This is a genomic window from Knoellia sp. p5-6-4 (assembly GCF_029222705.1).
Classification (GTDB): domain Bacteria; phylum Actinomycetota; class Actinomycetes; order Actinomycetales; family Dermatophilaceae; genus Pedococcus_A.
The window spans coordinates 720,225-740,525 of the sequence record NZ_JARGZF010000001.1 but is presented as its reverse complement, the minus strand read 5'-3'; the positions used below and the strand labels follow the sequence as shown (position 1 = coordinate 740,525).

At 71.1% G+C, this 20,301-nt stretch carries 18 protein-coding genes and 2 tRNA genes; 16 read left to right on the top strand and 4 right to left on the bottom strand.

What is annotated here, in order from left to right:
- The 3 genes from ilvN to P2F65_RS03505 all read left to right on the top strand — a co-directional run bounded on the left by ilvN (position 1) and on the right by P2F65_RS03505 (position 2,247).
- Positions 1 to 513, top strand: a complete 513-nt coding sequence (ilvN, locus tag P2F65_RS03515) for an acetolactate synthase small subunit (protein WP_275804218.1) — start codon at positions 1 to 3, stop codon at positions 511 to 513.
- Between the two features lie 110 nt (positions 514 to 623).
- On the top strand, positions 624 to 1,652 hold the full coding sequence (gene ilvC / locus P2F65_RS03510) for a ketol-acid reductoisomerase (RefSeq protein WP_275804215.1): 1,029 nt from the start codon (positions 624 to 626) through the stop codon (positions 1,650 to 1,652).
- Between the two features lie 112 nt (positions 1,653 to 1,764).
- Positions 1,765 to 2,247, top strand: a complete 483-nt coding sequence (locus tag P2F65_RS03505) for a VTT domain-containing protein (protein WP_275804213.1) — start codon at positions 1,765 to 1,767, stop codon at positions 2,245 to 2,247.
- Here P2F65_RS03505 and P2F65_RS03500 read toward each other — a convergent pair.
- A complete protein-coding gene (locus P2F65_RS03500) occupies positions 2,244 to 2,996 on the bottom strand; it encodes an NmrA family NAD(P)-binding protein (RefSeq protein WP_275804211.1) in 753 nt (250 codons plus the stop codon). The two genes, P2F65_RS03505 and P2F65_RS03500, sit on opposite strands and share 4 nt — an antisense overlap.
- A 120-nt stretch (positions 2,997 to 3,116) precedes the next feature.
- Between P2F65_RS03500 and P2F65_RS03495 the strand changes: the two genes are divergently transcribed.
- The 5 genes from P2F65_RS03495 to P2F65_RS03475 all read left to right on the top strand — a co-directional run bounded on the left by P2F65_RS03495 (position 3,117) and on the right by P2F65_RS03475 (position 10,369).
- Complete coding sequence (locus P2F65_RS03495) at positions 3,117 to 4,586, top strand: sugar porter family MFS transporter (RefSeq protein ID WP_275804209.1); 1,470 nt, start codon at positions 3,117 to 3,119, stop codon at positions 4,584 to 4,586.
- Between the two features lie 265 nt (positions 4,587 to 4,851).
- A complete protein-coding gene (gene serA, locus P2F65_RS03490) occupies positions 4,852 to 6,438 on the top strand; it encodes a phosphoglycerate dehydrogenase (protein ID WP_275804206.1) in 1,587 nt (528 codons plus the stop codon).
- A gap of 532 nt (positions 6,439 to 6,970) precedes the next feature.
- Entirely contained in the window at positions 6,971 to 8,038 is a 1,068-nt protein-coding gene (locus P2F65_RS03485; protein WP_275804204.1) for a 3-isopropylmalate dehydrogenase, read from the top strand.
- A gap of 100 nt (positions 8,039 to 8,138) precedes the next feature.
- Entirely contained in the window at positions 8,139 to 9,257 is a 1,119-nt protein-coding gene (locus tag P2F65_RS03480) for a branched-chain amino acid aminotransferase (protein ID WP_275804202.1), read from the top strand.
- Positions 9,258 to 9,892: 635 nt separating this feature from the next.
- Positions 9,893 to 10,369 carry a hypothetical protein gene (locus P2F65_RS03475; RefSeq protein ID WP_275804200.1) on the top strand — a complete coding sequence of 159 codons (477 nt, stop codon included), beginning with the start codon at positions 9,893 to 9,895 and terminating at the stop codon, positions 10,367 to 10,369.
- 241 nt (positions 10,370 to 10,610) lie between these two features.
- Here P2F65_RS03475 and P2F65_RS03470 read toward each other — a convergent pair whose 3' ends face one another.
- The gene (locus P2F65_RS03470; protein ID WP_275804198.1) at positions 10,611 to 10,763 is read right to left on the bottom strand and encodes a hypothetical protein; all 153 of its coding nucleotides are present in this window, start codon (positions 10,761 to 10,763) and stop codon (positions 10,611 to 10,613) included.
- A 37-nt stretch (positions 10,764 to 10,800) separates the two neighbouring features.
- Between P2F65_RS03470 and cimA the strand changes: the two genes are divergently transcribed.
- On the top strand, positions 10,801 to 12,384 hold the full coding sequence (gene cimA / locus P2F65_RS03465) for a citramalate synthase (RefSeq protein ID WP_275804195.1): 1,584 nt from the start codon (positions 10,801 to 10,803) through the stop codon (positions 12,382 to 12,384).
- Here the strand turns inward: cimA and P2F65_RS03460 are convergent.
- A complete protein-coding gene (locus tag P2F65_RS03460; RefSeq protein WP_275807260.1) occupies positions 12,359 to 13,258 on the bottom strand; it encodes a 3-methyladenine DNA glycosylase in 900 nt (299 codons plus the stop codon). The two genes, cimA and P2F65_RS03460, sit on opposite strands and share 26 nt — an antisense overlap.
- Positions 13,259 to 13,334: 76 nt before the next feature.
- On the opposite strand from P2F65_RS03460, the gene P2F65_RS03455 reads away from it, so the two are divergent.
- From P2F65_RS03455 to P2F65_RS03435, 5 genes are all read left to right on the top strand, one after another.
- Positions 13,335 to 14,108, top strand: a complete 774-nt coding sequence (locus tag P2F65_RS03455; RefSeq protein WP_275804193.1) for a fumarylacetoacetate hydrolase family protein — start codon at positions 13,335 to 13,337, stop codon at positions 14,106 to 14,108.
- 73 nt (positions 14,109 to 14,181) lie between these two features.
- On the top strand, positions 14,182 to 15,705 hold the full coding sequence (gene gltX / locus P2F65_RS03450) for a glutamate--tRNA ligase (protein ID WP_275804192.1): 1,524 nt from the start codon (positions 14,182 to 14,184) through the stop codon (positions 15,703 to 15,705).
- A 146-nt stretch (positions 15,706 to 15,851) separates the two neighbouring features.
- Positions 15,852 to 16,292: a cyclic nucleotide-binding domain-containing protein gene (locus P2F65_RS03445; protein WP_275804189.1), complete on the top strand. Its 441-nt coding sequence runs from the start codon at positions 15,852 to 15,854 to the stop codon at positions 16,290 to 16,292.
- Between the two features lie 111 nt (positions 16,293 to 16,403).
- A tRNA-Gln gene (locus P2F65_RS03440) sits at positions 16,404 to 16,475 on the top strand.
- A gap of 111 nt (positions 16,476 to 16,586) precedes the next feature.
- Positions 16,587 to 16,659: transfer RNA gene (locus P2F65_RS03435), tRNA-Glu, on the top strand.
- 466 nt (positions 16,660 to 17,125) lie between these two features.
- Here the strand turns inward: P2F65_RS03435 and P2F65_RS03430 are convergent.
- Positions 17,126 to 17,866, bottom strand: a complete 741-nt coding sequence (locus P2F65_RS03430; RefSeq protein WP_275804187.1) for an IclR family transcriptional regulator — start codon at positions 17,864 to 17,866, stop codon at positions 17,126 to 17,128.
- A gap of 118 nt (positions 17,867 to 17,984) precedes the next feature.
- On the opposite strand from P2F65_RS03430, the gene leuC reads away from it, so the two are divergent.
- Positions 17,985 to 19,403 (top strand): 3-isopropylmalate dehydratase large subunit, encoded by a 1,419-nt coding sequence (leuC, locus tag P2F65_RS03425; RefSeq protein WP_275804162.1) that lies wholly within the window; start codon positions 17,985 to 17,987, stop codon positions 19,401 to 19,403.
- A 2-nt stretch (positions 19,404 to 19,405) separates the two neighbouring features.
- The gene (leuD, locus tag P2F65_RS03420) at positions 19,406 to 19,999 is read left to right on the top strand and encodes a 3-isopropylmalate dehydratase small subunit (protein ID WP_275804159.1); all 594 of its coding nucleotides are present in this window, start codon (positions 19,406 to 19,408) and stop codon (positions 19,997 to 19,999) included.
- Positions 20,000 to 20,301: the final 302 nt, after the last annotated feature.

The window sequence follows — 20,301 nt, the reverse complement described above, 5'->3', positions numbered from 1 at the left end:
ATGAGCAAGCACACCCTGTCGGTGCTGGTGGAGAACAAGCCCGGCGTCCTGGCCCGCATCGCCGCGCTGTTCTCGCGCCGCGGCTTCAACATCGACTCCCTCGCGGTGGGTCCGACCGAGCACACCGAGATCTCCCGCATGACGGTGGTCGTCGACCTCGACGAGCTGCCGCTGGAGCAGGTCACCAAGCAGCTCAACAAGCTCGTCGAGGTGCTCAAGGTGGTCGAGCTCGAGCCCACCGCTTCCGTGCAGCGCGAGATCCTCCTCGTGAAGGTGCGCACCGACCTGCAGAGCCGCAGCCACGTCCTCGAGACGGTGCAGCTGTTCCGCGCCAAGGTCGTCGACGTCGCCGGTGACGCCCTCACGATCGAGGTGACCGGTAACCGCGACAAGCTCAACGCCTTCCTCGAGGTGCTCGAGCCGTTCGGCATCAAGGAGCTCGTGCAGTCGGGAATGGTGGCCATCGGCCGCGGTTCCCGTTCCATCACCGACCGGGCGCTGCGCACCGCCTGACCCGCGCGGCATACGCGGGTCGTGCCGGCACCGCTGCCCCAGCACCACGAAAACCCCACGAACCCAACGCAGTTCCAACCCGGAAGTCCAAACCAGAAGGAGTGGCCGACGTGGCCGAGATGTTCTACGACGACGACGCAGACCTGAGCGTGATCCAGGGCAGGAAGGTGGCCGTCATCGGCTACGGCAGCCAGGGCCACGCCCACGCGCTCAACCTGCGGGACTCCGGCGTCGACGTGCGCGTCGGCCTCGCCGAGGGCAGCAAGTCCCGGGCCAAGGCAGAGGCCGAGGGCCTGACCGTGAAGTCCGTGGGCGACGCGGTGAAGGAGGCCGACCTCGTCGTCATCCTCACCCCCGACCAGGTGCAGCGGACGGTGTACGCCAACGAGATCCAGCCGAACCTCAAGGAGGGCGCGGCCCTGCTGTTCGGCCACGGCTTCAACATCCGCTTCGGCTACATCAAGCCCGAGGCCGGGTCCGACGTGATCATGGTGGCCCCCAAGGGCCCGGGCCACCTCGTGCGCCGCGAGTACGTCGACGGCCGCGGTGTGCCGGTGCTGCTCGCCGTGGAGCAGGACGCCTCCGGCCAGGCCTGGGAGCTCGCGAAGTCCTACGCCAAGGCCATCGGTGGCCTGCGGGCCGGCGGCATCAAGACCACCTTCACCGAGGAGACCGAGACCGACCTGTTCGGCGAGCAGGCGGTGCTCTGCGGAGGCGCGAGCCAGCTGGTGCAGTACGGCTTCGAGACCCTCGTCGAGGCCGGCTACCAGCCCGAGGTCGCCTACTTCGAGTGCCTGCACGAGCTCAAGCTCATCGTCGACCTCATGGTCGAGGGTGGCATCGCCAAGCAGCGCTGGTCGGTCTCCGACACCGCTGAGTACGGCGACTACGTCTCCGGGCCGCGCGTCATCGACCCGCGGGTGAAGGAGAACATGCAGGCGGTGCTGGCCGACATCCGCAACGGCGCGTTCGCCAAGCGCTTCATCGAGGACCAGGACGCCGGCGCTCCGGAGTTCAAGGAGCTGCGCGAGAAGGGTGCCCAGCACCCCATCGAGGGCACCGGCAAGGAGCTGCGCAAGCTCATGTCCTGGATCAAGGAGACCGACGCCGACTACACCGAGGGCTCGGCCGCGCGCTGACCCCGCTCCACCGCACCACCACGTATGCCGGTGGGCCGCCGTCGCAGGTGGCCCACCGGCATACGTCGTCCCGGGGTGCCTAGGGTGGAGCCGTGAGCACGGGAGCGCGGCGGTGACGGGGGCCTTCGACTCCTGGCCGTATGCCGCGACGTTCCTGTTCTTCTTCGCCGGCGCCATGGTGCGCTCGAACGCGACCTACTGGGCCGGCCGGGGGCTGCGGGCCGGGGGAGAGCGGACCCGGCTCTCGCGCCACCTCGACCGCCCGGCGGTGGCGGCTGCGGAACGGTTCGTGCGCCGGGTGGGCGCTCCGGCCGTGACGCTGTCGTTCCTGACGGTGGGCTTCCAGACGGCCGTCATCGCCGCCTCCGGCGCGCTGCGGATGCCGCTGACGCGGTTCGTGCCCGCCGCGGTCGTCGGGTCCCTGGTGTGGGCCGCGGTCTACACGACCGTCGGCTTCGCCGTGGTGGAGGCGTGGCTGACCGGTGCCGTGGGGCCGTGGCTGCTGCTGGTCGTCGGCATGGCCGCGGTCGTGGGGGCGGTGACCGTGCTCGTGGCGCGGCGGGTCGGCCGCCAGCGCGACGGGATCGCGCGCTAGCGCGGCTGGTCCTCCAGCCACTGCGCGAAGGGCTGCCCCCCGACCTCGGCCTCACCGCGCGGCAGGTTGGTGCGGTCGCTGAACGCGCGCAGCGCCCCGCCCACAGGAGGGAAGCGCACGACACGGGGCGCGGCCCTCCCGGCGTGGCTGCGCAGCAGCCCAGCGATCTCGCCCATCGCGAACACGTCAGGTCCCGCGAGGTCTGTCGTGTGTGAGAAGCCTTGCGGCGCAGGACCGGTGGCCACGTCCACCAGCCGGGAGGCGACCCAGGCGGGGTCGGCCGGCTGCACGGCCAGGTCGCCCACCGTCAGCGCGATCGGGCCGACGGTCAGCAGCCGGGCGACGGCAGCGGCGAACGGGTGGAACTGGGTGGACCGCACCACGGTGACGGGCCTGCCCCACTGCCGGAGCCGGTGTTCCACCTCGGCCTTGGCCCGGTAGTAGGGGAAGGGGTTGAGGTCGCAGCCCACGATGGAGATGTAGACCAGGTGCGGGACCGCGGGCTGGCGGGCGGCAGCGGCCACCAGCCGGCCAGTCCCGTCCACGTCGACCTGTTGGGGGCTCTGGGGCCGGGTGGCGCAGTGCACGACCGCCTCGACCCCCGCAACGGCCTCGTCGAGTCCGGCACCTGTCGCGAGGTCGACCCCTGTGCGCCGGCTGGCCGGTCTCGCGTCATGGCCACGCCGCCTCAGCTCTGAGACCACGAGGGAGCCCAGGGCGCCGGAGCCGCCGGTGACGAGTACCTCCATGCGGACCATTTTGGCGACCGCGGCCGCCGAGCGCCTAGGGTCCTGCGCGTGCGCCCCGCCCGGTCGGCGCCGAGACTGGTCCGGGCCACGACCGTCCCAGCAACACCAGGAAGGACCTGCATGAGCGACCACCGACCCGTGCCAGTACCGGAGGCCGACGAGGCCGACGCCTCACCCAGCAGCGGGCGAGTCATCTCCATCGCCTCCGTCGCTGCCCTCGGCGGCTTCCTGTTCGGCTACGACAGCGCCGTCATCAACGGTGCGGTCTCGGCCATCGAGGACAGGTTCGAGGTGGCGCCTGCGGCATTGGGCTTCGCCGTCGCGTCCGCGCTCCTGGGAGCGGCCCTCGGCGCCGTTGTCGCGGGCCGGTTCGCCGACAGGTTCGGCCGGCTGTTCGTCATGCGGGTCGCCGCGCTGCTCTTCCTGGTCAGCGCCATCGGCACCGGCCTGGCGCCCAACCTCGAGCTGCTGGTGCTCGGTCGCATCATCGGTGGCATCGGTGTCGGTGTGGCCTCGGTGATCGCCCCCGCCTACATCGCGGAGGTCTCACCGGCGCACGTGCGCGGCCGGCTCGGGTCGCTGCAGCAGCTGGCCATCGTCACCGGCATCTTCATGTCGCTGCTCGTGGACTACCTGCTCGCCGGCGCGGCCGGGTCGTCGAAGGACGTGCTGTGGATGGGCCTGGAGGCCTGGCGCTGGATGTTCATCGCCATGCTCGTGCCGGCCGTGATCTACGGCGCCCTGTCGCTCACCATCCCCGAGTCGCCGCGCTACCTCGTCGCCACCCAGCAGGAGGGCGAGGCCCGCACGGTGCTCCGACGGCTCCTCGGCGCCGACGGCGTCGACCTGCGCATCGAGCGCATCCGCGAGACCCTGCGCCGCGAGAGCAAGCCGTCGTGGCGCGACCTGCGCGGCCCGGCGCTGGGCCTGCTCCCCATCGTCTGGGTCGGCATCGGCCTGTCGGTCTTCCAGCAGTTCGTCGGGATCAACGTGATCTTCTACTACTCCAACGTGCTCTGGGAGGCGGTCGGCTTCAGCGAGGCCGACTCGTTCAAGATCACCGTCATCACCTCGATCGTGAACATCGCGACCACCCTCATCGCCATCGCGTCGGTCGACCGCTACGGCCGCAGGCCGCTGCTGCTCATCGGCTCGGTCGGCATGACCGTCACGCTGGCGACCATGGCGTTCATCTTCGGGACGGCGAGCACGACCACCGCGGCGGACGGGACCGTGACCCCCGAGCTCACCGGTGCGCAGGGCCCGATCGCCCTCGTTGCGGCGAACCTCTTCGTGGTGGCCTTCGGCATGTCCTGGGGCCCGATGGTGTGGGTCCTGCTGGGGGAGAAGTTTCCCAACCGCATCCGGGCGGCAGCCCTTTCCCTGGCCGCGGCTGCCCAGTGGGTGGCCAACTGGGTCATCACGGTGACGTTCCCCTCGCTGAAGGACCTCTCGCTCGGCCTGGCCTACGGCTTCTACGCGGTGTGCGCGCTGCTGTCGCTGCTCTTCGTCTGGAAGTGGGTCGAGGAGACCCGGGGCAAGGAGCTCGAGGAGATGCACGACCACGTGATGGAGCCGGTGCGGCACTGAGCACCCGGCAGAGGTTGCAGCCCGCGAGGTACGCAGCAACCTGCCCTCCCGGCAGCAACCCCTGCTAGCAGAGGTTGCTGCCGGGAGGCGACCACATGGCGGGACCGCCCATCCACATGGTGAGCGCGGTCGTATGCTGACCGAGGCACAGTGCGGTGCCCCGCACGCCCGCTCCACCGGGTGCGCCGGCGCCGTGCCGGACACCTGTTGACGCAGTGCGGGGACCGCGCCCCTCCCCGTGACTACACCGACGAAGGACTGACACGTGACCAAGCCCATCGTGCTGATCGCCGAGGAACTCTCGCCCGCCACCATCGACGCCCTCGGGCCGGACTTCGAGATCCGCCACTGCGACGGTGCGAACCGCGACGAGCTCCTGCCCGCCCTGGCCGAGGTCGACGCGGTGCTCGTGCGGTCCGCGACCAAGATGGACGCCGAGGCGATCGCTGCCGCCAAGAACCTCAAGGTGATCGCGCGCGCCGGCGTCGGCCTCGACAACGTGGATGTGCCCGCGGCCACCCAGGCGGGCGTCATGGTCGTCAACGCCCCGACGTCCAACATCACCTCGGCCGCCGAGCTCGCCGTCGGCCTCCTGCTCGCCACGGCACGCAACATCGCCCCGGCCAACGAGGCCCTCAAGAACGGCGCGTGGAAGCGCAGCAGGTACGGCGGCGTCGAGCTGCTCGACAAGAAGGTGGGCGTCGTCGGCTTCGGGCGCATCGGCCAGCTGGTCGCCGAGCGCCTCAAGGGTTTTGGCATGCACGTCCTGGCCTACGACCCCTACGTCTCGGCGCAGAAGGCCGGGCAGCTCGGCGCGCACCTCGTCAGCCTCGACGAGCTGCTCGAGCAGAGCGACTTCATCACCGTCCACCTGCCCAAGACCCCGGAGACGGTCGGCCTCATCGGCAAGGAGGCGCTGGCCAAGGTCAAGCCGACGGTGCGCGTCATCAACGCGGCCCGTGGCGGCATCGTCGACGAGGAGGCCCTCGCCGAGGCCCTGCGCGAGGGACGCGTGGCCGGTGCCGGCATCGACGTCTTTGCAAAGGAGCCGACCACCGAGAGCCCGCTGTTCGAGTTCGAGTCCGTCGTGGTCACCCCGCACCTCGGTGCCTCGACGGAGGAGGCCCAGGAGAAGGCAGGCGTCGCGGTCGCCAAGTCGGTGCGCCTCGCGCTGGGCGGCGACCTCGTGCCCGACGCGGTCAACGTGTCCGGCGGCGCCATCGCCGAGGAGGTGCGCCCCGGCATCGCGCTCGTCGAGAAGCTCGGTCGCATCTTCACCGCGGTGGCAGGTGCCGTGCCGGTGCAGCTCGATGTCGACGTTCGCGGCGAGATCACCGAGCACGACGTCAGCGTCTGGAAGCTCTCGGCGCTCAAGGGGCTGTTCACCGACCTCACCGAGGACCCGGTCACCTACGTCAACGCCCCCCTGCTGGCCGAGCAGCGCGGGGTCGAGGCGCGCCTGCTCACCGACCCGGCCTCGCAGGACTTCCGCAACGTCACCACCCTGCGCGGGACGCTCGCCGACGGCACGATCGTCAGCGTCGCCGGCACGCTGACCGGCCCCCGCATGGTCGAGAAGATCGTGGGCATCAACGGCTTCGACCTCGAGGTTCCCCTGTCGGAGCACATGGCCTTCTTCACCTACCGCGACCGCCCCGGCATCGTCGGCGCCGTCGGCCGCCTGCTCGGCGAGGCCGACGTCAACATCGGCGGCATGCAGGTGGCCCGTGACGAGAAGGGTGGCCGTGCCCTGGTCGCCCTCACCGTCGACAGCGCCATCCCCAGCGACGTCGTCCATGCCATCGCCGGCGAGATCGACGCCGAGGTCCGCGTGGTCGACCTCGACGGCTGACGTCCGCGGCGGTCACCGCCCTCTTCCGGTATGCCGCGTGCGCACCTCGCGCACGCGGCATACCGCTGTCTGCGGCCAGGCAGGGAAGGGGCGTGACGTGAGACCCTCGTCTCACTAGGTGGGAAAGCGGTATCGGATAGTTGGACGTCCTCGTACCCTCGAAGACATGACGCGGCAGGTCGTACTCATTCACCGCCGCGGCGAGTTCCGGTAGCCAGCCCCCTCGCCGCGGAGATCCCGCGTTGCTCGGCTGGCAGGCCGCCCCGGATCCGGGAGGTGGCCCCGCAGAACTCCCACCCAACTTCACTTCCCTTGCGACACAAGGGAAAACCGCAAAGGACTGATTTCGATGAGCGAAGAGGCCAAGAAGGCACGCCAGGCACTGCAGGAGTCCATGGACCTGCGGGAGCAGGGACACACCGACGACTGACGTCGGCCCCATGACGGAACGGCCCCACGGCAGCTGCCGATGGGGCCGTTCGTCATGTGAGACGTGGATTTCAGATGGCAAGACCGTCTCTATCGTGGGGCCATGGTCACCGACGCCCACTCCGCGGACACCGTGAACATCGCCGTCATCGGCGGCGACGGCATCGGGCCGGAGGTCGTGGGCGAGGGCCTCAAGGTGCTCTCGGCGGTGACCGGGGCTGCTGGGCCGAAGGTCAGCACCACCGACTACGACCTCGGCGCCCGCCGCTGGCACGCCACCGGCGAGACCCTGCCCGACTCGGTGCTCGAGGAGCTGCGCGGCCACGACGCGATCCTGCTCGGCGCCATCGGCGACCCGAGCGTGCCGAGCGGAGTCCTCGAGCGCGGGGTGCTGCTGCCGCTGCGGTTCGCCCTCGACCACTACGTGAACCTGCGCCCCGCGAGGCTCTACGCCGGCGCCACCAGCCCACTGGCCGTCGACCGGGTGGCGCCCGACGGCATCGACTTCGTCGTCGTCCGCGAGGGCACCGAGGGCCCCTACGTCGGCAACGGTGGAGTGCTGCGCGTCGGGACGCCCCACGAGATCGCCACCGAGGTCAGCGTCAACACCCGCTTCGGAGTGGAGCGTGTGGTGCGCGACGCGTTCGCCCGGGCGGCCAGCCGCGAGCGGCGGCACCTGACCCTGGTGCACAAGCACAACGTCCTCACCCACGCCGGACACCTGTGGCGCCGCACGGTCGAGGAGGTGGGCGCCGAGTTCCCGCAGGTGAGCACCGACTACCTGCACGTCGACGCCGCCACCATCTTCCTGACCACCGACCCCGGGCGGTTCGACGTCATCGTCACCGACAACCTCTTCGGCGACATCATCACCGACATCGCCGCCGCCATCGCCGGGGGCATCGGCCTGGCCGCCAGCGGCAACATCAACCCCGAGCGCACCACGCCGAGCATGTTCGAGCCCGTGCACGGGTCGGCGCCCGACATCGCGGGGCAGGGCAAGGCCGACCCGACGGCGACGATCCTGTCGGTGTCGATGCTGCTCGAGCACCTCGGCCGCACCGAGGAGGCCCAGCGCGTGGAGCGCGCCGTGGCGGCTGACCTCGCCGAGCGCGGCACCGCGGAGCGCAGCACCACCGAGATCGGCGATGCCATCGCCGCCCGCGTGTAGGCAGTCCCTGACGGCCGACCACCGGCCTGACCCGGCGGGGGCAGCGGTAGCCTGCAGGCAACACCCGACGCCGAGTCGTGCATGACGTTTGGAGGCACTGATGACCGAGGCCCCGGCACTGTCCGAGCCCACCCTCGAGTTCGCCATCGAGCGGCGCACGGACCCGCTGCCCGACGAGCAGCGCGAGGCGGTGCTCGCCAACCCCGGCTTCGGCAAGACCTTCACCGACCACATGGTCCTGGCCACGTGGACGCCCGGCGAGGGTTGGCACGACGCCCGCGTCACGGCATACGGGCCCCTCACCCTCGAGCCGTCGGCGGCCGTCCTGCACTACGCGCAGGAGATCTTCGAGGGCATGAAGGCCTACCGGCACGCCGACGGGTCGATCTGGACCTTCCGCCCCGACCAGAACGCCGCGCGGTTCGCCCGCAGCGCGCGCCGTCTCGCGTTGCCCGAGCTGCCGGCCGCGGCGTTCGTCGAGTCACTGCGCGCGCTGGTCGACGTCGACCAGGCGTGGGTGCCGGGCACCGAGCACGGTGAGGCCAGCCTCTACCTGCGCCCGTTCATGTTCGCCTCAGAGGCGTTCCTCGGGGTGCGACCGGCTGCCCGGGTCACCTACAGCGTCATCGCCTCCCCGGCGGGCCCCTACTTCAGCGGCGGCCTGAAGCCGGTGAGCATCTGGGTCTCGAACGAGTACGTCAGGGCGGCTCCCGGCGGCACCGGCGCGGCGAAGTGCGGCGGCAACTACGCCGCCAGCCTCGCCGCCCAGGTCGAGGCCGCGGAGCACCACTGCGACCAGGTGGTCTTCCTCGACGGCCTCGAGCACAGGTGGGTCGAGGAGCTCGGCGGCATGAACCTGTTCTTCGTGCGCAGTGACGGCAGCATCGTCACGCCCGAGCTGACCGGCACCATCCTCGAGGGCATCACCCGCGACTCGATCGTCGAGCTGGCCAAGGAGCTCGGCCACGACGTCAGCGAGCGCCGCATCTCGATCGACGAGTGGCGCGAGGGTGCGGCCTCGGGCGAGATCGCCGAGGTGTTCGCCTGCGGAACGGCCGCGGTCGTCACCCCGGTCGGCCGGCTCGCCTGGGACGGCGGCGAGGTCGTCATCAACGAGGGCGGGGTCGGCAGCGTGACCGCGCGGATCCGCTCCGCCCTGCTCGACATCCAGTACGGCCGCGCCGAGGACACCCACGGCTGGATGCACCGCCTCGTCTGAGGAGGTTCACGCGCCCTCCCTCGAAACCTTCGCCCAACCTTTCGCTCCAGGCCGAACCTTCGGCCCCGATGCATAGGTTGGGCGAACCTTCCACAGGGTGAAGCTGCACCGACCCGTCGCCCACAGGCCCTCTCGCGGCTCAGCGAGCCGGTCGTGCGTGTCGCCAGTGTTGCGGGATGCACCCCATCGAACCCGCGCTCATCGACCTCGCCGAGTCCCAGCACGGAGCGTTCGGGGCGTAGCAGGCCCGTCGCCTCGGGGTCACCGACCTGGACATCCACCGCCTGGTGCGACAGGGCGAGGTCGTCCGCGTCCGACGCGGAGCCTTCGTCCTGGCGGCGAGCCTGCAGGGGCTGAAGCCCGAACCGGCGTACGCCGTGCGTGCCCGCGCTGTGCTGCTGTCGAGGCCCGGCGCGACGTGGGCATCGCACCATGCCGCGCTCGCCATCTCCGACCTGCCCCTGGTGGGGTGTGACCTCGCTCGGTTCGACGTGTGCGCGCGCGTCAAGGCTTCCCACCGGCGCGGAGGGGTGGTGACCCACCCCCTGCCAGCGGGGGAGAAGCCCCTACTGGTGAAAGGAGCCAGGTCCATCACCACAGCGACTGCTCTGGTCCAGGTCGCGGCGAGCTCGGGGGTGAAGGCAGCCGTTGTCGCCCTCGACGCAGCACTCCACAACACGGTGGTGACGGCCGAGGGCATCGAGGAGGCAGCGGAGCGGCTCGGGCTGGGGCCGAAGGCACAGGGCCGAGTGACGCGGGCGCTGGGCCTCGCCGACGGGCAGGTGGAGTCGCCCGGGGAGTCGCTGACGCGGCTCATCCTCGCCGGCCTGGGCTTCCCGGTGCGCTCGCAGGTGGGCATCAGCGACGCCGCCGGCTTCGTGGGCCGTGTGGACTTCCTCGTCGGCGACCGGGTGGTGGTCGAGTTCGACGGGCTGGTCAAGTACGAGGGAGCGCAGGGACGCGAGGCGCTGGCGGCCGAGAAGCGGCGCGAGGACCGGCTGAGAGCGGCTGGGTACGAGGTGGTCCGCCTGACCTGGGCCGACCTCGGCCGCCAGGACCATGTCGCCCGGCTGGTTCGGGAGGCGACCCAGCGGGCGCGGCGAGCCGCCTGAGGCACGCAGTCCTCGCGTCACCCCGCGGCAAAGTTCGCCCAACCTTTCATTCCTGGCAGAACCTTCGCCCACCATCGAAAGGTTGGGCGAACCTTGCGCCGACGCGGGGACGGGCGCGGGCGGCATACCTTGCGGCTGGAAGCTGACCAGATGGCGGACGAGGGGTTCGGATCCCGGGCGCACCGTGCGACAGTTCTCCCGTGACGTCCTGGAACGTGGCCACCGCCACGGTGATTATCGACTAGCGCGACGAGCCCTCCTCGTCGCGCAGACCTCCCACACCCGGGGGGTCTTTTGCTTTGTCGGACGCACCCCGGGCCGGCAGGGCCCGGCGGAGGACCATCACCACCAGCACCAGCACCAGCACCAGCACCAGCACCAGCACCATCACCACCGCGCGACCATCGACCCGACACCAACGAGGAACTGCGATGAGCGACCTGCACGTCTACGACACCACCCTGCGCGATGGTGCGCAGCAGGAGGGGCTCAACCTCTCCGTGTCCGACAAGCTCGCCATCGCGGCACACCTCGACGAGCTCGGAGTCGGCTACATCGAGGGTGGCTGGCCGGGTGCGAACCCCAAGGACACCGAGTTCTTCGCCCGGGCGCAGCAGGAGCTCCAGCTGCGCAACGCCACCCTCGCCGCGTTCGGGGCGACGAGGCGCGCGGGCGGGCGGGCCGCTGATGACCCGCTCGTGCGCGCCCTCGTCGACTCCGGGGCGCCCGTCGTCACGCTCGTCGCCAAGTCGCACGCCGGCCACGTCGAGCGGGCACTGCGCACCACCCTCGGCGAGAACCTCGAGATGATCCGCGACACCGTCTCGTTCCTCAGGGGAGAGGGGCGGCGGGTCTTCCTCGACGCCGAGCACTTCTTCGACGGGTATGCCGCGGACCGCGCCTACGCGCTCGAAGCCGTGCGGGCGGCGGTGGAGGCCGGTGCCGAGGTCGTGGCGCTGTGCGACACCAACGGCGGCATGCTCCCGAACGAGGTCGCCGACGTCGTCGCCGACGTGCTCGACACGACCTCCGCGCGCCTGGGCATCCACTGCCACAACGACACCGGTTGCGCGGTGGCCAACTCGATGGCCGCCGTGGACGCCGGCGCGTCCCACGTGCAGGGCACCATCAACGGCTACGGCGAGCGCACCGGAAACGCCGACCTGCTCACCGTCGTCAGCAACCTGCAGATCAAGCGCGGCCTGCCGCTCCTCGAGGAGCCGCGGCTGCGCGAGGCCACGCGGATCGCCCACGCCATCAGCGAGATCACGAACGTTCCCCCGTACAGCCGCCAGCCCTACGTCGGGGCCAGCGCGTTCGCGCACAAGGCCGGCCTGCACGCGAGCGCCATCAAGGTCGACCCCGACCTCTACCAGCACACCGACCCCACGCGGGTCGGCAACGACATGCGCATGCTCGTGTCCGACATGGCCGGTCGGGCCAGCATCGAGCTGAAGGGCCGCGAGCTCGGCTTCGACCTCGCCGGCGACGACGAGCTGCTCACCCGGGTGCTCGCCAAGGTCAAGGACCTCGAGCTGCGCGGCTACACCTTCGACGCCGCCGATGCCTCCTTCGAGCTGCTGCTGCGCCGGGAGGTCGAGGGCGAGGAGATCCACGAGTACTTCGAGGTGGAGTCGTGGCGCGTCATCACCGACGCCCGCGGCGACGACAGCGCCCTCTCGGAGGCGACGGTGAAGGTGGTCGCCGGTGGCAACCGGGTCGTCGCGACCGGGGAGGGCAACGGGCCGGTCAACGCCCTCGACCACGCGCTGCGCCAGGCCCTCTCGCCGGCCTACCCCGAGCTCGACAAGCTCGAGCTCATCGACTTCCGGGTGCGCATCCTCGACGCCGCCCACGGCACGGACGCCGTCACCCGCGTGCTCATCGAGACCTCGGACGGCCAGACGTCGTGGGAGACCGTCGGGGTGGCCGGCAACATCGTCGAGGCCTCGTGGCACGCGCTGGTCGAGGGCGTCACCTACGGCCTGGTCAGGGCCGGCGTGCCGGTCCGCTGAGCGCGGGCCGCGCCTGACCCAGCTCGTCCAGGGCGTCGAGCAGGCGTGCGCGCAGAGCCTGACCCCGCGCAGTGAAGCCGCGCTGCGCGGCGGCATACGCAGCCTTGCCCTGAGGTGTCTCGATCGGCACGGGCTCGTAGCCGAGCTCACGCAGGTCGTAGGGCGAGGCCCGCATGTCGAGCTCGCGGATGTCGCGAGCGAGGTCGAAGCAGTCCATGACGAGGTCGCTCGGCACCGCGGGGGAGAGCTTGTAGGCCCACTTGTAGAGATCCATGCCGGCATGGAGGCAGCCGGGCTGCTCGAGGTCGGGCTGGGTCGCACGGGTGGGCTGGAGGAGGTTCAGCGACCGCGCCGGTGGGGTGTAGAAGCGAAACGCGTCGTAGTGCGAGCAGCGGATCTGGTGCGCCTCGACGACCTCGTCGGTGCCCGTGCTGCCCAGCCGCAAAGGCCACCCGGCGTGACGCACCTCGTCCTCGCCGAGCCGGTAGACCATCGCCCACTCGTGCAGCCCGAAGCAGCCGAACTGGGCCTGCCGCCCACGGGTGGCACGCAGCAGGTTCGTGGTGAAGTCGACCGTCTCCCAGCGGGCCTCGACGAACGTCGCCGTCTCCAGCACGACCCCGTCACCCTCGACGCGGTAGTGCTTCCACGCTGCGCGCGGGAGCCCGGCCGCGCCCTCGAGCAGCACCCCCGGCCCCGGGTGCCAGCGCCGCAGCTGCGCCGGGCGGTGCGAGTAGTAGGTGAACAGGAAGTCCTCGACGGGGTGCCTGCGCCCGTCCTCGCGCCGCCGCAGGTGCGCGGACGTCGCGGCGTCGACGCGGGAGTGGTGGGCGGCCTCGGCGGCCTCCCACTCGCTCCTGGTCATCACGCGCACGGACACGGGCACCAAGGGTATGCCGTGCCGCAGGGCGTCGTGCGCGGGCGGCGGGAGGCCTCGTTAGGCTCTCCTCGTGCGTATCGCGAGGTTCACGACAGGTGACGACCCGGTGTTCGGGCTGGTCGACGGGGCGGGCGAGAAGATCGCCGAGATCACCGGCGACCCGCTCTACACGAGGATCGAGCTGACCGGCGCGACCCACGAGGTCGCCGACGTGCGGCTCCTGGCCCCGGTCATCCCGCGCAGCAAGGTCATCGGCATCGGCAGGAACTACGCCGACCACGCCAAGGAGATGGGCGGTGAGGCGCCCGCGGAGCCGATGATGTTCCTCATTCCCAACACCGCGGTGGTCGGCCCCGGCGAGCCCGTGGTGATCCCGCCGCTGACCTCCGAGGTCCACTACGAGGGCGAGCTGGCCGTCGTCATCGGCCGCGTCTGCAAGGACGTCGAGCCGCAGGACGTCGCCAAGGTCGTCCTCGGCTACACGTGCGCCAACGACGTCACCGCCCGCGACCTCCAGCGTGGCGACGGGCAGTGGGCCCGGGCCAAGGGCATGGACACGTTCTGCCCCCTCGGGCCGTGGATCGAGACCGACCTCGACACCAGCGACCTCGCGCTGGTCACCCGCCGCGACGGCGAGGTCGTGCAGGACGGCACGACCGCGGACATGGTCCACGACGTGGCTGCGCTGGTCTCGCACGCCTCGAAGGCGTTCACCCTCCTCCCCGGCGACGTGATCCTGACCGGCACCCCGGCCGGGGTCGGCCCGGTGGTGGCGGGCCAGCGCGTCGAGGTCGAGATCGTCGGCATCGGCGTGCTCTCCAACCCGTTCGTCGCCAAGGACTGAGGGGCAGGGCGCGGGGCGCCCGCCGGCGGGCAGGCAGGGGGCAGTCCGGGCCGCCCCTAGAATCGGACCCACCATGAGCGAAACGTCCTCCGCCCCCGTCCGCCTGCGCGTCGCCCCCTCGCCGACCGGCGACCCCCACGTCGGCACGGCCTACATGTCCTTGTTCAACCTCGCGTTCGCGCGCCAGCAGGGCGGCTCGTTCGTCCTCCGCATCGAGGACACCGACCGGGCGCGCTTCCGCGCCGACAGCGAGCAGCAGGTCTTCGACACGCTGCACTGGCTGGGCCTGGGCTGGGACGAGGGCCCGGACGTCGGCGGCCCCTACGCCCCCTACCGCCAGTCGGAGCGTCTCGACACCTACAAGCCCTACGTCGAGCGGCTGCTGGCCGAGGGGCACGCCTACCACTGCTGGTGCTCCCCGGCACGCCTCGCGGAGATGCGCGACAAGCAGCAGAAGCTGAAGCTGCCCACCGGCTACGACCGACTCTGCCACGGCAAGACCCGCGAGGAGCGGGCCACCCTGCCCGGCTTCAACGAGACCCCCGTCGTGCGCATGCTCGTCCCTGACGACGTCGAGCTGCACTTCGACGACCTGATCCGGGGCCGGGTCTCGGCCCCCAGGCCCGACGACCAGGTCATCCTCAAGGCCGACGGCTTCCCCACCTACCACCTGGCCGTCGTGGTGGACGACCACGAGATGGGCATCACCCACGTGGTGCGCGGTGAGGAGTGGATCTCCAGCACGCCCAAGCACGTGCTGCTCTACCGCTGGCTGGGGCTCGAGGCGCCGAAGTTCGCCCACATGCCGCTGCTGCGCAACAACGACAAGTCCAAGATCTCCAAGCGCAAGAACCCCGCGGCCCGGCTCACGTGGTTCCAGGAGCAGGGCTACCTGCCCGAGGCGCTGGTGAACTTCCTGGCGCTGCTGGCCTACCCGCCCAAGCAGGACTCCGAGGGCAACGACGTGGAGGTCTTCTCCTTCGCCGACTTCTCCAAGGACTTCGACTGGGCCAAGGTCAACCCCGTCGGCCCGATCTTCGACCTCAAGAAGCTCGAGTGGCTCAACGGCGTCTACATCCGCGAGCTCGAGGTGGGTGACCTCGCCAGCCGGCTGCTCCCCTTCCTCGAGCGCGACGGAGTGCTGTCGGACAACCCGAGCCTGGGGGAGCTGGCCCGGCTGAAGGCGGTCACCGAGCTCATCCAGACCCGCATGGCGCTGCTGTCCGAGGCGACCGCCCTCGTGGCGCCCTTCTACGTCGCCGACGAGGCCCTCGAGATCGCCGACGACGCGCGGGCCCAGCTCAAGGAGAACGCCCAGGAGGTGCTCGCCACGGCGCTGCGGGTGCTGGGTGACGTCGACGACACCGGCACCGGTGTGCTCGGCTCCGAGCGCGGCTGGAACGCTCCTGCCATCGAGGCCGCGCTGCGCGAGGCGATCGTCGACGGCATGGGCATCAAGCCGAAGTTCGCGTTCGGCCCGCTGCGCACCGCCGTTTCCGGGCAGCGCATCTCGCCGCCGCTCTTCGAGTCCATGGAGATCCTCGGGAAGTCCTCGACGCTCAACCGGCTGCAGCGCCTCCACGACGAGCTCGCCTGACGCCTCTGCACGCAGGTGCCCCCGCCCGTGACCGGGCCCGGGGGCACCTACTGCTTTTGGGCGATCCACGGCTGTAGGCGCCCCACCACACTGGGCAGCACCACCGATCGATGTGCGCACCCCGGTGCGGCACGGGGAGGGCTGACATGGCGCACGGTCACCCAGCGCTGCCGGAGATGCTCAAGGGCATCGACCTGTTCGCCGAGCTGCCGGACGAGGTCATCCTCGAGCTGGTCGAGGCGGGCGCGACGATCCACACCCCGGGCGGGCACGCCGTGGTGCGGCAGGGGGAGAGCGACTCCGGGCTCCATGTGGTGCTCGATGGCACGGCGACGGTCGACGTGGGTGGGGTCCGGCGCGACGGTGCGCTCGGCCCGGGCGACTACTTCGGCGAGATCTCGGTGATCGACGGCGGAAGGCGGTCGGCCACCATCACCGCGGGCGAGGACGGGCTCGAGACCTTCGCCGTCTCGCCGCTGACCTTCTGGCCCCTCATCGACCGCCACGCGTCGCTGCGGCGGTGCCTGATGAAGGCCCTGTGCGCCCGCATCCGCGCCCTCGACGTGGAGGCCAGTGCCACCTGCTGACTCTCGGCAGACCCCCGAGGACCCGATTTGGGGGACCGTCGGTGGGGCCGGTAGAGTCTGCTCTCGGTTCACCGCCCGGGTCCTCCGGGGCCAGCGGCAGTGATACCCCCTTGGGGTATGGTGTAATTGGCAGCACGACTGATTCTGGTTCAGTTAGTCTAGGTTCGAGTCCTGGTACCCCAGCGCGTGTCCTCCGGTCGTGAGACCAGAGGCCGATTCGGAGAAATCCACACCAGCAGGTATGGTTCTCTCCGCTGCCTGAAGCGCTGAGAGGCCATCGGGCAGAACAGCTAGGGCCCCGTTGTGTAGCGGCCTAGCACGCCGCCCTCTCAAGGCGGTAGCGCGGGTTCGAATCCCGTCGGGGCTACGCGACCAGAGCCCCCGTCCAGCGGACGGGGGCTCTTCGCATGTCCGGGGTTGGCAGCGTCTGTGCCGTCGCCGCCGCGCCAGGAGCCCAGCGGCCAGGGCGGGGGCGGGGGGACGAGCCAGACCCACGTCAGGTCGGCCCTCAGCGGCGCCGGCCCCGGCTGATGGGTGGGCTCCAGCCGCCGCAGGCGCAGTCGCTGCCAGCTGTGGGCCAGCTCCTCGTCGTCGTCGGCCAGTCCCTGCGACGCGAGGTGGTCCCTGAAGAACGAGCCGCCGAAACGGCGCAGTGCCCACAGCACCGCCACTGCACGGTGGCGACCGGGTCGGCCATGACGTCCGGTACCACTGGGCCCGACCGCCGTAGGGGCACCACAGGTAGGTGCGGCCGTCCGCGCCGCCGATGGCGGGCGTCATGAACAGGCCGGTATGCCGGGTGGCCGGCCACGCGGCATACCGGCCTGTCGCGGTCAGGCGTTCTGCTGCTGTTGCTGCGCGGCGTGGCGCGCCAGCACCTCGGTGAGCTTGTTCGCGCCGGCCACCACGGTCGCGGCGTGCAGGCGGCCGGGCTGGCGGGAGAGGCGCTCGATGGGCCCGGAGATCGAGACGGCGGCCACGACGCGACCCGACGGCCCGCGCACCGGCGCCGACACAGAAGCGACGCCGGCCTCGCGCTCGCCGACGCTCTGCGCCCAGCCGCGGCGTCGCACGCCGGAGAGCGTGGTGGCGGTGAACTTGGCGCCGTGCAGTCCGCGGTGCAGCCGGTCGGGCTCCTCCCACGCGAGCAGCACCTGGGCGGCGGAGCCGGCGAGCATCGAGAGGGTCGCGCCCACGGGGATCGAGTCGCGCAGGCCGACCGGGCGCTCGGCGGCCGAGACGCAGATGCGGTGGTCGCCCTGCCTGCGGAAGAGCTGGGCGCTCTCGTTGGTGTGGTCGCGCAGGGCGCCGAGCACGGGCCCGGCGGCGGCGAGGAGCTTGTCCTCGCCGGCGGCCGCGGCGAGCTCCGCGAGCCGGGGGCCGAGCACGAAGCGGCCCTGCATGTCCCGCGTGACGAGACGGTGGTGCTCGAGGGCGACGGCCAGGCGGTGGGCCGTCGGACGCGCCAGGCCGGTGGCCGTGACGAGCTGCGCCAGGGTGGAGGGCCCTGCCTCGAGGGCACCGAGAACGACTGCTGCCTTGTCGAGGACGCCGACCCCGCTAGTGTTGTCCATGCATTGATATTGACGTCTCATTGCCTGAGACGCAAATCCATGCACCCGTGTGGCGGTGAAAACCTGCCGGTAACGACGCGCAGGGGCGTCGGTCCAGACCAGTGGCTGAGGAGGGAACGTGTCAGGAACGCTCGCGGAGAAGGTGTGGGAAGCCCACGTCGTACGGCGGGCCGACGGTGAGCCCGACCTCCTGTACATCGACCTCCACCTGCTGCACGAGGTGACCAGCCCGCAAGCCTTCGACGGCCTCCGGCTGGCCGGCCGCAAGGTCCGCCGCACCGATCTGACCCTGGCCACCGAGGACCACAACGTCCCGACGACTCCGGGCCCGATCACCGACCTCGTCAGCCGCACGCAGGTCGAGACGCTGCGCCGAAACTGCGAGGAGTTCGGGGTCCGGCTCTTCCCGATGGGTGACGCCGAGCAGGGCATCGTCCACGTCGTCGGCCCGCAGCGGGGCCTGACCCAGCCGGGCATGACCATCGTCTGCGGCGACAGCCACACCTCGACGCACGGCGCGTTCGGGGCGCTGGCCTTCGGCATCGGCACCTCCGAGGTCGAGCACGTGCTGGCCACCCAGACGCTGCCGCTCAAGCCGTTCAAGACCATGGCGATCAACGTCGAGGGCGAGCTGCAGCCGGGCGTCACCGCCAAGGACGTCGTGCTCGCCGTGATCGCCAAGATCGGCACCGGCGGCGGCCAGGGCTACGTGCTGGAGTACCGCGGCAGCGCGATCCGCAGCCTCTCGATGGAGTCGCGGATGACCATCTGCAACATGTCCATCGAGGCTGGCGCGCGAGCCGGCATGATCGCCCCCGACGAGACGACCTTCGAGTACCTGAAGGGCCGCGAGCACGCGCCCACCGGCGCGGCCTGGGACGCCGCCGTCGAGGACTGGCGGCAGCTGCGCACCGACGACGACGCCGTCTTCGACGCCGTGGTCGACCTCGACGCCGGCGCCCTGACCCCGTTCGTCACCTGGGGCACCAACCCCGGCCAGGGGGCCCCGCTCTCGGAGGCGGTGCCCGACCCTGAGCGGATGGTCGACGAGAACGAGAAGGCGGCTGCCCGCCGCGCGCTGGAGTACATGGGCCTGGCGGCCGGTACGCCGCTGCGCGACATCCGCGTGGACACCGTCTTCGTCGGCTCGTGCACCAACGGTCGGATCGAGGACCTGCGCGCGGCCGCCTCGGTCGTCAAGGGGCGCCGGGTCGCCGACGGCGTGCGCATGCTCGTGGTGCCCGGGTCCGCCCGCGTGCGCCTGCAGGCCGAGGAGGAGGGCCTGGACGAGGTCTTCACCGAGGCCGGCGCGGAGTGGCGCCTGCCCGGCTGCTCCATGTGCCTGGGCATGAACCCCGACCAGCTGGCGCCGGGGGAGCGCAGCGCCTCGACCTCCAACCGCAACTTCGAGGGACGGCAGGGCAAGGGCGGGCGCACGCACCTGGTCAGCCCGCTCGTGGCCGCTGCCACCGCCCTGCGCGGAACCCTGTCCAGCCCGGCCGACCTGGCCGACGTCACTGCCCAGGGAGGGAACTGACCATGGACAGCTTCACCAGCCACACCGGCATCGGCGTTCCGCTGCGGCGCAGCAACGTCGACACCGACCAGATCATCCCCGCGGTCTACCTGAAGCGGGTGACCCGCACCGGCTTCGAGGACGGCCTGTTCGCCGCGTGGCGCAAGGACGAGACCTTCGTCCTGAACCACGACGCGTATGCCGCCGGCTCGGTCCTCGTCGCGGGACCGGACTTCGGCACCGGGTCCTCGCGCGAGCACGCGGTCTGGGCGCTGATGGACTACGGCTTCCGGGTCGTCATCGCCAGCCGGTTCGCAGACATCTTCCGAGGGAACAGCGGCAAGCAGGGGCTGCTCACCGCCCAGGTGGCGCAGGATGACGTCGAGCTGCTGTGGAAGTACCTCGAGAACGAACCCGGCGCCTCGGTGACGGTGGACCTCGTCTCGCGGACGGTCACGGCCGGTGACATCGTGGCCCCCTTCGAGGTCGACGACTACACCCGCTGGCGCCTCCTCGAGGGCCTCGACGACATCAGCCTGACGCTGCGCCACGAGCAGGACGTCACCGACTTCGAGGGTCGCCGACCGGCCTACAAGCCGACGACCACGGGGGCCTGAGCGCCCCTCTTGCGGCGTGTCTGCGGAAAATTTCTGGGGAGCGCCCCCGCACAGGGCCCCAGACGGCTGGTGAAGCCGTCCGGGGCTCCTGCCGTCTCCGGGAGGCATCCCCGTGTCAGGTTCCTGACGGCTCAATCATGTTGTGCCGCAATGGAGGTCGTTGCGAGCCGACATTCCTGCAAGGTCCGTGCGACCGTCGTGGTGGAGCCGCTGAGGGCTGCTGGCGACGCCTCCCACAGCCCCGATATGGGTACGAATGCCGTTGCGACACAATGGATCGGGGTCCCGAAGTGGTGGACGCC

Excerpts from the sequence above, each read along its gene's own strand:
- ilvN (WP_275804218.1), top strand. The coding sequence starts at position 1 with ATGAGCAAGCACACCCTGTCGGTGCTGGTGGAGAACAAGCCCGGCGTC.
- P2F65_RS03500 (WP_275804211.1), bottom strand. The coding sequence starts at position 2,996 with ATGGAGGTACTCGTCACCGGCGGCTCCGGCGCCCTGGGCTCCCTCGTG.
- P2F65_RS03495 (WP_275804209.1), top strand. The coding sequence starts at position 3,117 with ATGAGCGACCACCGACCCGTGCCAGTACCGGAGGCCGACGAGGCCGAC.
- P2F65_RS03485 (WP_275804204.1), top strand. The coding sequence starts at position 6,971 with ATGGTCACCGACGCCCACTCCGCGGACACCGTGAACATCGCCGTCATC.
- P2F65_RS03480 (WP_275804202.1), top strand. The coding sequence starts at position 8,139 with ATGACCGAGGCCCCGGCACTGTCCGAGCCCACCCTCGAGTTCGCCATC.
- cimA (WP_275804195.1), top strand. The coding sequence starts at position 10,801 with ATGAGCGACCTGCACGTCTACGACACCACCCTGCGCGATGGTGCGCAG.
- gltX (WP_275804192.1), top strand. The coding sequence starts at position 14,182 with ATGAGCGAAACGTCCTCCGCCCCCGTCCGCCTGCGCGTCGCCCCCTCG.
- P2F65_RS03445 (WP_275804189.1), top strand. The coding sequence starts at position 15,852 with ATGGCGCACGGTCACCCAGCGCTGCCGGAGATGCTCAAGGGCATCGAC.
- P2F65_RS03430 (WP_275804187.1), bottom strand. The coding sequence starts at position 17,866 with ATGGACAACACTAGCGGGGTCGGCGTCCTCGACAAGGCAGCAGTCGTT.
- leuD (WP_275804159.1), top strand. The coding sequence starts at position 19,406 with ATGGACAGCTTCACCAGCCACACCGGCATCGGCGTTCCGCTGCGGCGC.